Source organism: Pontiella desulfatans (assembly GCF_900890425.1).
Classification (GTDB): domain Bacteria; phylum Verrucomicrobiota; class Kiritimatiellia; order Kiritimatiellales; family Pontiellaceae; genus Pontiella; species Pontiella desulfatans.
Window position 1 is genome coordinate 621,995 of the sequence record NZ_CAAHFG010000001.1, and the last position, 13,383, is coordinate 635,377.

7 protein-coding genes are annotated in these 13,383 nt (G+C 58.5%); all 7 read left to right on the top strand.

Annotation, left to right across the window (positions count from 1 at the left end):
* Window positions 1-59: 59 nt before the first annotated feature.
* The 7 genes from rlmN to E9954_RS02395 all read left to right on the top strand — a co-directional run bounded on the left by rlmN (window position 60) and on the right by E9954_RS02395 (window position 13,369).
* A complete protein-coding gene (gene rlmN, locus E9954_RS02365; RefSeq protein WP_136077641.1) occupies window positions 60-1,115 on the top strand; it encodes a 23S rRNA (adenine(2503)-C(2))-methyltransferase RlmN in 1,056 nt (351 codons plus the stop codon).
* 104 nt (window positions 1,116-1,219) lie between these two features.
* Window positions 1,220-2,923, top strand: coding sequence for an autotransporter assembly complex protein TamA (locus E9954_RS02370; protein ID WP_168441898.1), 1,704 nt, complete (start codon window positions 1,220-1,222; stop codon window positions 2,921-2,923).
* Window positions 2,924-2,965: 42 nt separating this feature from the next.
* Window positions 2,966-5,608, top strand: coding sequence for a translocation/assembly module TamB domain-containing protein (locus E9954_RS02375; RefSeq protein ID WP_136077643.1), 2,643 nt, complete (start codon window positions 2,966-2,968; stop codon window positions 5,606-5,608).
* A gap of 191 nt (window positions 5,609-5,799) precedes the next feature.
* Window positions 5,800-6,237, top strand: a complete 438-nt coding sequence (locus E9954_RS02380) for an RrF2 family transcriptional regulator (protein ID WP_136077644.1) — start codon at window positions 5,800-5,802, stop codon at window positions 6,235-6,237.
* Window positions 6,238-6,253: 16 nt separating this feature from the next.
* Window positions 6,254-7,180, top strand: a complete 927-nt coding sequence (cysK, locus tag E9954_RS02385; RefSeq protein WP_136077645.1) for a cysteine synthase A — start codon at window positions 6,254-6,256, stop codon at window positions 7,178-7,180.
* A gap of 324 nt (window positions 7,181-7,504) precedes the next feature.
* Complete coding sequence (locus tag E9954_RS02390; RefSeq protein WP_136077646.1) at window positions 7,505-9,451, top strand: PP2C family protein-serine/threonine phosphatase; 1,947 nt, start codon at window positions 7,505-7,507, stop codon at window positions 9,449-9,451.
* A 42-nt stretch (window positions 9,452-9,493) separates the two neighbouring features.
* The gene (locus E9954_RS02395; RefSeq protein WP_168441900.1) at window positions 9,494-13,369 is read left to right on the top strand and encodes a protein kinase domain-containing protein; all 3,876 of its coding nucleotides are present in this window, start codon (window positions 9,494-9,496) and stop codon (window positions 13,367-13,369) included.
* Window positions 13,370-13,383 lie beyond the last annotated feature (14 nt).

The window sequence follows — 13,383 nt, forward strand, 5'->3', positions numbered from 1 at the left end:
TTATTGTTTCAAGTTTCAGGTTTCAAGTTTCCTTCGTTTCTGCCTTACTCCGCCGCGTTATGGAAACAGGCGAAAAACAATTCATCCACGGCATCTTTCTTTCCGAGCTGGAGGAGTGGATCGTGGCGGCGGGCGAGAAAAAGTTCCGCGCGAAGCAGATCTGGCAGTGGCTCTACCACCACGAGGTGCAGGGCTGGGGCGAAATGAAGAACATTCCGCAGGCGTTGCGCGACAGGCTGGAGGCCGCCTTTGTCTTCCAGGCCTTGGAAAAGGTGGAGGTGCAGGAGTCGAGCACCGGCACCCGCAAGATCTTGAGCCGGCTGGTGGATGGCGAGCTGATCGAGGAGGTGCTCATTCCCGCGCCCGACCGCCGCACGGTTTGCGTGTCGAGCCAGGTGGGTTGCATGTTTGGCTGCGCCTTTTGCGCCAGCGGGCAGCTGGGCGTGAAGCGCAACCTGAAGGCCGGCGAGATCGTCGGCGAGGCGCTGGCCGCCCAGCGCGAATATGGCGACCGCATCACCAACCTGGTTTTCATGGGGATCGGCGAGCCGTTCGATAACTACGACGAAGTCATGCGGGCCGTCCGCATCCTCAACGATCCCGACGGCTTCTGCCTGGGTGCGCGCCGCATCACCATCAGCACCTGCGGGGTGGTGCCGGGCATCCAGCGGCTGGAAAACGAGGGCTTGCAGGTGGAGCTCTCGGTTTCGTTGCATGCGCCATCGGAAACGGTTCGCGATTCGCTCATGCCGGTGAACCAGTCGTGGCCGCTCGAGGAACTCATGGAGGTTTGCCGCCTCTATACCCGGAACACCAAGCGCATCATCACCTTCGAATACACCATGATCCGCGATGTGAACGACTCGCAAGAGGACTGCCGCGAGCTGATCGGATTGCTCACGAAATTCCCGTGCCGCGTGAACCTGATCCCGCTCAGCGAGATCGAGGAATACGAAGGAAAAACCTCCGCGCGGGAAACGGTTGAGTATTTCATCAAGCAACTCGAACGGGCCGGCATCAATACCACCGTCCGCTGGTCGAAGGGCGTGGATGTCAACGCCGCATGCGGCCAGCTGCGCAGTAAATCGATGGGAAAGAGTTTGCGGGATTCGTAGACCTTGCGCCTGGAATTTCATACCTTGTTCGCGTGGTTATGAGATGGCTCCTCCATAGAATCGTTGTCGCGGCGTGCGTGCTGGCATGCGCCGGATGCGCTTCCATGAAAACGGACGACGAAGGGATCGTCTACAAGGTCAAGATCAAGGGGGCCAAGGACGGCACGGTGAAGAAGGCCATCAAGGAAACCGCCATGACCGTCACGATGCGCAGGCGTCCTCCTTCGACCGTCGGCCAGTTGCGCCACCGCATGGAAAAGGATATTACCCGCATCGAAACCATCCTCGAATCGCGCGGCTACTATGACGGCAAGGTGACGATGGATCTCGATGTGGAGGAGAGTCCGCCACGCGTCTACATCCGGGTGGACCAAGGCGAGCAATACCGCTTCCGCAACGTCGAGTTGCGTTTTTCGGGGGAACCGGACGAACTGTTGCAGAAGATCAAGCCAATGGTGCGCCGGAAAAACCGGGTGGTGGCGGCCAACGTGTTCGGGGAGCAGCAGCGCATCCTGGATTTGATGAAGCGCCGGGGCTACCCGTTCCCCAAGCTGGCGCGGCGCACCATCGCGGTGGATCGTGAAAACAAAAAGGTCGATCTGTTGCTGGAGTTCGATCCCGGCCTGCTGGCCTATTTCGGCCCGGTGGTGGTTGAGGGGTTGGAAAGCCTGGAACCCAAATATATCCACCGCCAGGTTCCCTGGCGGGAGGGGCGCCGCTACGACGACAAGGATGTCCACGATTTCGAAACCAAGCTGCTCGGTAGCGGCTTGTTCGGTTCGGCGCGCGTTTCCCCGCAACAGCCCTCCGCCGAGACCAATGCCATTCCCATCCGGGTGGCCGTGAACGAGCGCGACCAACGAACCATCCGGCTGGGCGTGAACTATTCCGATATCGGCCCTGGCGGCCGGATCTATTGGGAGCACCGCAATGTCTTTGGCGGCGGCGAGCGGCTGGAATCGTCCCTGGGCTGGAACCCCATCGAGACCGAGCTGGAAGGCAAGCTGACCCGTTCCGGCTTTCTCGATGCCAACCAGTCGTTGGTTCTGGATATCACGGCAACCATCGAAACCCCGGATGCCTACGATGCCGAAAAGGTTCGCGCCGGCGGCATGGTGCTGCGCGATTTCACCGCCAAGATCCAGGGCGGTCTTGGCCTGGGATACTCGTTCTCCAAGGTGGAGCAGTTCGACTTGGTTGATCGCTATGCCTACGTGCTCTTTCCCTTGCAGGCGGTGTTCGACTATCGCGACGACCGGCTGAACCCCATGCGCGGCCACCAGCTGTTCGGCCGGTCAACCTGGTTCGAGGACACCCATGGGAACGACTCGTTCCTCAAGACCTATCTCGAGGGCCGCGACTACTTCCTGCTCTGGGACAAATACCGCCTGTCGAGCGCGCTGCGCCTAACCCTCGGAAGCATCGATGGCGGAGCGATTGATTCGGTGCCGGCCGACGAACGCTACTATGCCGGCGGCGGCGGCTCCATCCGCGGCTACGAATACCAGGCGGTCGGTCCCAAGCTGGACGGCACCCCGACCGGCGGCGACAAGCTGCTGGAGTTTTCGGCGGAGCTGCGCATGCAGCCCGGCAACCGGTTGGGCTATGTGGTCTTCATCGACGGCGGCACGGTCTACAACGATCTGCTGCACGACGAAAACCGGTCGTTGCGCTACGGTGCCGGAATCGGCTTGCGCTGGTTCACCACCATCGGCCCCTTGCGCGCCGACATGGCCTATCCGCTCAATGCCGACGATTCGCAGGTTGAACGCGTACAGTTCTACATTAGTTTGGGGCAGGCCTTTTAGAATGACGAATAACGAACAGGGAATGTCGAATTCCGAAGTGCGATGAAGAAACGAATATCCAGGCTATTGAAGCTGTTGCTGCTTCTGGCGTTGTTGCCGGTGCTCCTGTTCGCCTTGATCCAGACGCCGCCGGGCAAGACGGCGGTGGCCTCTGCGTTGTCGAAGCTGTTGAGTTCGCCGGATCATCTGGATGTCCGGATCGGGGGGATCACCGGATGGATCCCCGGCGATCTGAACATCGCCGAATTCGAAATCGGCGATGGGCACGGGGTGTGGCTTTCCGCCCGCAACCTGCATTGCCGCTGGATGATCCGCGAGCTGCTGGACGAGCGCATCCGGTTTGCCCGGCTCGGGGCGGAGGAAATCGTGCTGCACCGGTTCCCTAAATCCGGTGGCCGCCCGGTGGCCGGGCCGCGGGAACGAACCGAGTTCCAGCCGTATGAAATGCATTTGGACGGGCTCAATATCAAGCGCTTCAGGCTGGAACGCGGCGTGGCCGGAATTCCATTGGAATACACCGTGCACTCCGGAGGCATTGCCTATCTTTCTTCGGGCCGGTTGAATGGTGAGCTGATGGTCGGTGGCGATGCCGAAGGGCGGGTGGAACTCGATGCCCTGCTGACCGGATGTGCGGAGGACAACCTGGGGATCAAGGTTGCGCTGCAGCAGATGTCGAATCCAACCTTTGGGCTCGATGGATTGTCGGGACAGGGCTCGGCCACCATCAATGCACAAGGTGTCGAGGCGCGGATTGAGGCCGATGTGGGCGAGGCCGGCCGGCTCGGGCGAATCTCGACGATGCTGCAGTTTGCCGGCAGCAACTTGCGCCTCCGGCAGTTTGAATTCATCCATACGGACTATTCCGCCATCGGCGAGCTGGCGCTGGCGTTCTCGCCCGGGCTGATCGATGTGTCGCTCGATTCCTCGTTCACCGATGCCAGCACCAACCACTACGGAATCCACGGCCTGGTTGCGGTTTCGACGAGCAACGGAACCTGGGGGGTGGATGTTGGAACGCTGGAAATCGAGGGGTGGAATGCCGTGGCCTTTACCTTGGCCGGCACCGTGGATCCGGAACAGGTCTCGCTAAGTGGCGCCTTGAAGGAGTTCGATGTTGCCCTGCTGCCGATCGCCGGTAGCTCCAACTTTACCGGAACGGTGCGGGGCGATATTTCGGTGACGGGATCGTTGGCAGATCCCTCCGTCGTTGCCGGCGTGCGGGTGGAGGGATTTTCCAGTGCGCAGGAGGCGCTCGATGAACTTCCGGAGCTCGACTTCGGCATCAACGCCGGTGTGAAGGATGGCCGGCTGTTCGCTGACACCACGTTGACGAACTATGCCAGCGGGCACTTTGCCGCAAGCGCTGCCATTCCGTGTGGTTTTTCCATTGCGCCGTTCCACTTCAAACCATCCCTCCGCGCGGCCGACGCCCGCGTGGAAGCCGACCTGGATCTGGGCATCTTTAACCAGCTGGCCATGTTCCAGAACCAGTTGATCGGGGGATTGCTCACCACCGAAATAACCTATTCCAACCAGACGCCCAATGGATATCTCTGGATCGCGGATGGCCGCTACGAGCACTATGACTGGGGCATCCTTTTCCGCGATTTCGATGCCGGCTTCAATGCTGTTCCGGGGGGCTTCGAGGTTGGCCATGCCATCGCCACCGACGGGGCCTCGGGGGCGGTTGGAATGGAAGGCGGTCTGGGCAAGGGAGGGCTTGATCTGCAGTTGGTGTTCGATGGTGCGAACATTATCCGGCGCGACGAAATCGAGGCAAAGGTCTCCGGCCTGCTTAAGGTGGAGGGCAGTCCGTTCCATCCGGATATCAGCGGGACGCTCGTTATCGACCGCGCCGAAATCCTGCTCGACAACATTCCTTCCGCACCTCCGCCGGTTCTAACCAATTTGGAGGAGCAACCGACCAATGCCGTGGCCGTGGCCGGGCAAAAGGTGCGGAAGCCGCCTCCGGTTGGGTTGGATGTGCGCGTCGAGCTCCCCCAGGTGTTCGTGAATGCATCCATGATCGAGACGCTGCTGGTGGGCAACCTGCTCATCACCGATACCCCGCGCGGGGTTTCCGTGAAGGGCAAGATCGAGCCCCGCCGCGGATTCGTGAACTTTATCGGCAAGAAGTTCCGTTTCACCGATGGCGACATTGTGTTTGACGGGGCGGTGCCGACGGAGGCCATCCTCGACAACCTGACATCGGAATATTCCCGCCGCGATGTAACCGCGCGCCTGGTGCTCAATGGCCGGGCGAACGATCCTCGTTTCAGGCTGGAGTCGACGCCCGCCATGCCGGAGGACGAAGTGCTCTCCCACGTGCTTTTCAATCGCGATACCAGCTCGATCTCGCCCTACCAGGCCTATCAGATCGCCGCCGCCGCACGGCAGCTTTCCGGGGGCTTGAATGGCCCGGGCTTCATGTACCAGGTGCGCCAGGCCGTGGGGGTCGATACCCTCGAGTGGCGCGAATCCGAAGTCGCCGGGGAGGCCTCCGAGGTGGTGGCCGGAAAATATATCTCCTCCGGCCTCTATGTCGAAGTCAGCCGGTCGCTCGACGCCCGCGGACAGACCGACCTCATGGCTGAATTCGAGGTGACCCGCCACTTTTCCCTGGAAACCTACACCGGCCCCAAGATGCGCCCCGGAATCGGCGCCAACTGGCGGTACGACTACTAATCCGGGGCCACGCATCTCGCCACGGCCGTCGTGAGATGTGTGGCGTCGGTTTTGGCTTCTCGGGGCTTTCCCTTGGCTTCTCCCTAAAACCCTTACAGGTTTTTCCAACAATCGACTTGACGGGTAAGGGGATCATCTTTATAGATGATAAAAGCTATAAACAATTCACAGTTTAACAGGAGAAAAAAAGCATGAAACTCTCGACCAAAGGACGCTACGCCACCCGCATCCTGCTGTGCATTTCCCGGCTTCAGGGAGACCAGCCCGTGCCGAAGAAGCGTATTTCCGAGCAGGAAGGCATTTCCACCGACTACATCGAGCAGATCATTGTTCCGCTGAAAAACGCCGGACTGGTGAACAGTGTGCGCGGTCTGCGCGGCGGTTTCCGCTTGGCCAAGGACCCGGCCGACATCACCGTCTACGACATTCTTTCCGCTTCGGAAGGGGATATAAATCTGGTGGGTTGCCTTGCGGAAGGCTGTAGCAATTCCGACAGTTGCGTGGTTCAGCGCGTTTGGCAGGGCGCCAGCGACCAGCTTCGGGTTTACTTCTCGAAGATCACCCTGCAGGAGCTGCACGACGACTATGTGAAACGCACCGCAAACCAACCGATCAATTTCAGTATTTAATAACAGGAGATATGCCATGCCTATCTATGATGACATCACGAAAACCGTCGGACATACCCAGCTGGTAAGGCTGAACCGGATCACGGAAGGCCTGCCGGGCACGGTGGCTGTAAAGCTGGAATCGCGCAATCCGCTTTCCAGCGTGAAAGACCGTATTGGAGTGGCCATGATCGAGGATGCCGAGGCCAAGGGGTTGATCAAGCCCGGGGCCACACTGATTGAGCCGACCAGCGGCAACACCGGCATTGCCTTGGCGTTCACCGCCGCGGCCAAAGGATATAAGCTGATCCTCACCATGCCCGAAAGCATGAGCATCGAACGGCGGCGCCTGTTGCAGGTGCTTGGCGCCCAGCTGGTGCTGACGCCGGCTGAAAAAGGCATGCCCGGGGCCATTGCCGCCGCGGAGGAGCTGGTCGAAAAGAATCCCGACGCCATCATGCTCCAGCAGTTCGACAATCCGTCGAATCCGGAGATCCATCGTAAAACCACGGCCGAGGAAATCTGGGCGGATACGGACGGGAAGGTCGATATCTTCGTGGCCGGTGTTGGAACCGGTGGCACTATTTCGGGGGTTGGTGCCGGGTTGAAGGAAAAGAATCCGGCCGTCAAGGCCGTTGCCGTCGAGCCGATCCAGTCGCCCGTCATTTCCGGAGGCAAGCCGGGGCCCCACAAGATCCAGGGCATCGGGGCGGGGTTCATCCCGAACAACCTCGATACCGACATCATCGATGAGATTATCCAGATCGATGGCGATGACGCCGGCAACATGGCGCGTCGTTTGGCCAAGGAGGAAGGTATCCTTTGCGGCATCTCGGCCGGGGGCAATGTGTTCGCCGCCGTTCAGCTTGCGAAAAAGGCTGAAAACGCTGGGAAGCTGATCGTCACCGTCATCTGCGACACCGGCGAGCGCTATCTCTCGACCTGGCTTTTCGAAGACGCCTGATTCTTCCATAGGCATTGAAAAACGTCGGCATCCAGCAAGTGGAGCCGGCGTTTTTTTTTGTTCTTTCCGGAAGAGCGTCCCTTCTTCCTGTCCCATGCCGAGATTCTTTTCCTATGGTTTAGGCGCTGTAGAAATCGGTCGTTTTGGCATGGGTTTTTTCTTTCTCTAATATTGGACTGTTTGATTTACAATCTGCCGGTCGAGTAATTCTAATGTTTTTCTTGTTGTAGTACTTCGGGGATGCAAAAATAACCGGCAAGTATATAAATATATAGATGGGTAATCCTTCCGCTGAAAGTCTGTGGCAGGTTGCAATGGGGTGGTATGTATTCATTGAGGTTGAGTTGTGGTGGTGCGACGGACGCCGGCCGCGTTCGCAAGAAAAACGAAGATTCGATCTTGATTATGGATCGATACGGTTTTTGTTGCGTGGCGGATGGTATGGGAGGGGCGTCCGGTGGCGATCTTGCCAGTCAAAAGACCGTTGAGTTGATCGAGGCGCATCTCTCAACCCATTCGCCCCAAATGCCGCTCGATGAAAAGATCCGGTGCATTGCGGATGCCGCCAACGAGGCTAGCGATTGGATTTTCAACTGGGCTCAGCAGAATCAGGTTAAGGGGACGGGCACCACGTTGGTGTCACTGGTGTTGTCGGAGGATTATCCGTGGGCACCCTATATTCTCCATGCGGGCGACAGCCGCATCTATCTCTACAGGGGCGGCGGGCTGAGGCAGGTTTCGACCGACCATTCCATTGAGGAGGCCATCGGGAACAATGACGGCAAGGAGATTCCGAGCCAGTTCAAGGGATTGATCACCAATGCGCTGGGGCTGAAACGAAAGGTTTCCCTTGAGGTGACCCATTCCGACCAGCAGGCCGGGGATATCTGGATTCTTTGCTCCGATGGACTTTCGAATATGGTTTCGGATAGTCGGATTGGAGAAATCGTTGGTGCGAAGAAAGCGGGAAGTCCTGAATCCATTGCCCAGACCTTGGTGGACGAAGCCAACAAAATGGGCGGGCGGGACAATATCTCAGTGGTTGTTGTTCGGGTTGATGAGTGCAGCGAATTACCTGAGGGAGCCGCCGCGATCCCGTTTGAAAATCCGCTTCCACGTGATGCTTCCATCACCGATACGCCGGAAACGGCAGCAACCGAATCCTTGCTTCCGCGCGAAACGACCGATAGTTCAGATTTGGTGAGCATTCAAACCGCCGGGATGGAGAATACGGGGTTGCATACCGTGGCCGACGATGCAACGTCTTCCAGTCGTTGGAGAGTTTGGCTGGGGCTGGGGGTGGTCGTTGTCCTGGCAGTGGTCTATTTCCTGACACCGCGCGCTAAAAATGCGATCGAGGAGCCGCGTCCGAATGGGTTGGTTGTACCCGAAAGGGCTGTTTCGAAGTCCAGCCAAGCCTCGGGAATCCCGAGCGGTTCCATGGCCGATATTCTGGACCATGCCGTCCAGACGGGGGACTGGGCTGGAGCCTATCGTGCAGCGAAGGCGTCCCCGGAGCGGTATGCATCGGTCAAGAATGAACAGGATTTCGAGGCCATCCAGGCTTGGAAGGATTTCTGGGATGCAGCCTCTGGTTCCTCGTTCGATGCGGCGGGTGAATTTGGAGCCTACCAGCAGGCGTATGCGGACTTGGTTGCCTTGATCGGCCGCGGTCGGATTGTTATTGAAGTTTCCAATGCCTGGCCGGCACCGGGCGCCGGCTTGGCGAATGCCTATTGCCGGAAAATATATTCCATGCAATTGCGCGTGTTCGGCGAGCTTGACCGCTTCAGTACCGAGGTGAACGATTCGCTGGCCTATTTCAAGGCCGATGGCGGTTCCGTTTTTGAGGACTTGTGCCACTATTCGGCAGATCCCGCCGGGGATGCCAAGACCCTTATGGAACGCTTCGATGCGTTGGAGACAAGGGTTAAGGGCTTCCGGCGTTGGGTCGGTAAAAACGAGCGCTATCCGGTTGAGGTGGAAAGCATGTCGCGGCTGTCGGCTTCCACGGTTGCCGCAATCATCGAGACGCTCAACGGGCTTTCAATGGAGATTGCGCAGGTTGCCCGTTCGGTTGAGGCGGAAGGGATTGTCGCGGCGGAAGCCCTGGAGCAAAAAGGTGCGGCCATTGAACGGTTTAACAAGGCACGGGATCTGCTAGTTGCCCAGGCGCCCCGGCAAAGAACAAGGGCCTATGATTCAAAAACATTGGATTCCACCGCCGTAAGGGAATTCTTGGCGGCCTTGGATGGCCTGGAGCAGGAGTAGGCACTGCCAACGGTATAGGTAGATAGTGGTACTATGGATAATTTGAAAAAAATTTTCATCGAAGTTTGCGATGGTCCTGAAACCGGGATGTCCTGGGAATTTTCCCAGGAAACGGTAAACATTGGCCGAACGGAAGACAACGATGCGATCCTAAGCGATCTAACGGTTTCGAAAGCGCATTGTTCGATTGTGCAGGTCGAGGGGGCGGTTCAGGTGAAAAACGTGAGCGGGTCAAATCCGACCCGCGTAAACGGCGATCAGGTTGAAAACGCCGAACTTGCACATGGTGACATAATTCAATTAGGCAAGACCGTGCTAAAGTACACCTTGGCCGAGGAGCTGGACGCCTCGTCGGAATCCCTGTATGGCGAAGAGGATGAAACCCACGATCCGGAAACCGCCGCCACCATGTTCATCGACCATGATTCCATTCAGGATCAGCTCGAAGCCGTCGATGCCACCATGGAAACCCAGGCCGCCGAGGGCGATACGCAGGCGAATCGCTATACCATCCATTCCAAGCTGGCCCAGAGCGGGCAGGCGATGCTGTTTCACGGGAGCGACGAGACGTCCGGGGAAGAGGTTGCCCTCAAGCTGTTCACCCACGATATCAGCGACCATGTGTCCGAAGCGCGGTTCCAGCGGGAAATCAAGATTCTCGAACGGTTGTCCCACCGCAATATTGTGGAATACCGCGGCGTCTTCGAGGTTGAAGGCGAGTGGGGGGAGTCCAAGCGCTATTTGGTGATGGAATTCCTGAAAGGCAAGACGCTCAAGGAAATGATTGCCGACTATCCCAAGGGGATGCCCTGGGAAAAGGCGCGCGATATCTTCGAGCAGTGCCTGGATGGCCTGATCCACGCGTATGATGAGCATAACGTCATCCACCGCGACATCAAACCCTCCAACATCTTCATTCTGGAGGATGGCACGGCCAAGTTGATCGACTTCGGCATATCCCGCATGGATTCCGAGAGCACCCATACCGGCGGTTCGGGCATGATGGGGTCGTTCGACTACATGGCCCCCGATTTTGTTCTGCGGGACGAACCCAATTTCCGTGGCGACATGGTTTCGGATATCTTCAGCCTGTTCGCCTGCTTCCACGAAGCGATTACCGGTGCGTTGCCCTATCCCAAATTCGGCGAGCGCCAGGAGTTGGAATACCTGAACCGCTGGAAGGCCGGGGATGCGCGGCTTTCGAACAAGCACATCGTTTTCCGGGTCGTATCGCACTTGTCGCGCTTTTTCAGCAAGGGGCTGGCTGCCGACCACAAGGAGCGCTACCAAACCTTTGCAAAGGTTCGTTCGGAACTGGGCACCCTTCGCAACCGCACCATCAATCACCAGAATGTCGAAGAATACGAGTTGCTTGATGGACTGGGGGCCGGGGGCTTCGGCGAGGTGTATCTGAGCCGGAAAAAGTCGGACAAGGAACTGGTGGCGGTCAAGCGCCTTTATTCGAACCGGCCAAACAAGCGTTTCATTAAGGAAGCCAGCGTGCTGCGCCAATATTCGCATCCGGCGATCGTCAAATATCTGGATTATTTTGAAACGGTAAGTTCGTCGGGTTCGCGGAACTCGATCCTGGTGCTCGAATACCTCGAAGGCGAAACCCTCAACCGGGCGGTTGCCGAGAACAAGAGCGGAATGGATACCGCGTTCACGCTCAAGCTATTCCTGCAATATCTCTCCGCCCTCGATTTCCTGCATAACGCCGAAAACCCCATCATCCACCGCGACATCAAGCCCTCCAACCTGCACGTGCCGGAGGACGACCCCTTCACGGCCAAGATCCTGGACATGGGCATTGTCAAGGATGTCAGCGGGACGCAAACCTCCGGCAAGCTGCCCGGCACCTACTACTATATGGCGCCGGAAATGTTCACCACCAACAACCGCGGCACGCCGCAGACCGATATCTACGCCCTTGGATTGGCTTTCTACGAGGCATTGACCGGCCAGCCGGCCTTTCCCCGTCTGCCGAAGAACGACAAGGATGCCATCGTGGAGATGGTTGAACGATCCCAGGGCAAGAAGGAATACCGGATCAACTATGGCCATGAATCGTTCAAGCAATGCCACGACCTGATCAACATTGTCCAAAAGGCCATCCAGCAGGATCCCCAAACCCGCTACGCCTCTGCGGCCGCGATGTGGGAGGATGTTGCGGATGTGCTCTGCCGTTCCTTCGCCTTCCCCGCAGGCGAAATCGATAAGCTACGCAGCGCAACCCTGGTTCAGGGCGAAGCGGCCGACCTCTCCCGGTTCATTGATCCCGGCGATCTCCGCCCGGGAAAGAAGGGGCGCGTGGCCAAAGGAAAGGGCAAAGGGCGGGGCGTCGTGTTTGTGCTGGTGCTTTTCCTGCTCGGCGCTGCGGCTGGAGTGGGCATCTGGAAACGCGATGCCCTTCTGGCGCTGATAAACAATAAATTCCCCGCGCTGGGCAAGACGGTGCCTGTCGTGGCATCCGCCCCCGTCGCGGAGCCGGTCGCACCGGCCGATCCGGTGGCGGAACCTGTTCCCGTGGTGGAGGCCGTGCCCGTGCCGGAAGTCGTTGCCGAACCGCAGGTCGTGCCCGTGGACGAAAAGAAGGGGCTGGGTAGTATCTTTGCGAAGGAGGTCGATGTTTCAGACCTGGTCAAAGACATCGAGGACGAGGCCCGCAACTATCCCGAGGTGATCGACTACAATGGTTTGTCCAAAGCGTGTGAAGCCCGCTTGAAAACCTATTTTGAAATCATTGAGGACGAGCGTTCCGGCAAGCCGGAGGTGCTGAAGGCCCGAAGGGTGTTCTGGGAAAAGCAGATTGCCTATGTGATGGATGCGGTTGCGGATGGATCCACCGATTTGCTGGCCATTGCCCGCGGGCAGTTCTTCGCCGCGCTTCCCTGCCATGCGCTCGACATCGGCACATCGAAGGTGGACTCCATTTTCGCGTCCATGACGGGGAACATTGAAGCCAGGATGGATGTTGAGCTTCCTGAGGGGCAAGGGGTGGCGGATTATCTTCCCTTGCGCAAGTCGACCGGATTCGAGGTTTGGAAAACGATGCCCAACGACGCAGCCGGCCAATATCTGAGAAGGGTGGTTGGAACCCTGCCCTTCACCCATAAGGCGAAGCTGTTCCCCGAAAACGGGCGCCTGAAGCTGACGTCGGAAACAGGGACGGTGACGCGCGAGGAGGTTCTCGATTTTGTTCTCGTGCCCAATGGCTTCAGGCAATCTCCCATGGGGGACGATGGCTTTACCGGCGAGGAGGTGCGCAATCCGTTCTACCTCTCGAAGACCGAGGTCTCCAAGCAGGTCATACGCTGTTTCAAGGATTCGCTGGAAGCAGGCGAGAGGGCGAGCATTTTCCCGACGAAGCGCTTTACTGGGTCGGGCCCCTTCGACGAGGGGGCGGAGGACCTGGCGATCCTTTTCTGCAACTGGTTAAGCCGGGCCGATGGGCTGGAGGAGCTGTATTCCCGCACGGAAAGCGGCGGGTGGGCGCTCGACTTGCGCAGGGATGGCTACCGTTTGCCCTTCGACTACGAATGGGAGTATGCCGCCCGGTTCGGCTTCGATTTCGGGCCGGAGTCGGGCAGGAAGAGTTGGCAGGAGATGGCGCCGTCGCTAGACCGGAAGAACGAGTTGGTTTGGTACTATGAAAAGAGCGAGCCGCGCGAGAAGGATACCGCCCATGCCTATCCCCTTGGCGTTTACGACATGTGCGGCAACGTTGAAGAAATCTGCATGGCCTCTCTCGCCGATCAGCCGGAGGGCCAGATGGTGGTCGACCTGGTTACCCGGGGTGGGGGCTCGGCAAGCCGTTGTTCCATTGCCCAGGTGATGCCTTGGTCGGGCGGCCAAATCGGCGGCGAATCCATATATGGTTTCCGGGTGGTGCGCCCGTTGCCGTTCCATGATTTTTAAGGATAGACGTTCAA

What these genes read in the sequence shown, in the direction of transcription:
- rlmN (WP_136077641.1), top strand. Translation starts at nt 60, where the DNA reads ATGGAAACAGGCGAAAAACAATTCATCCACGGCATCTTTCTTTCCGAG.
- E9954_RS02370 (WP_168441898.1), top strand. Translation starts at nt 1,220, where the DNA reads ATGAAAACGGACGACGAAGGGATCGTCTACAAGGTCAAGATCAAGGGG.
- E9954_RS02375 (WP_136077643.1), top strand. Translation starts at nt 2,966, where the DNA reads ATGAAGAAACGAATATCCAGGCTATTGAAGCTGTTGCTGCTTCTGGCG.
- E9954_RS02380 (WP_136077644.1), top strand. Translation starts at nt 5,800, where the DNA reads ATGAAACTCTCGACCAAAGGACGCTACGCCACCCGCATCCTGCTGTGC.
- cysK (WP_136077645.1), top strand. Translation starts at nt 6,254, where the DNA reads ATGCCTATCTATGATGACATCACGAAAACCGTCGGACATACCCAGCTG.
- E9954_RS02390 (WP_136077646.1), top strand. Translation starts at nt 7,505, where the DNA reads ATGTATTCATTGAGGTTGAGTTGTGGTGGTGCGACGGACGCCGGCCGC.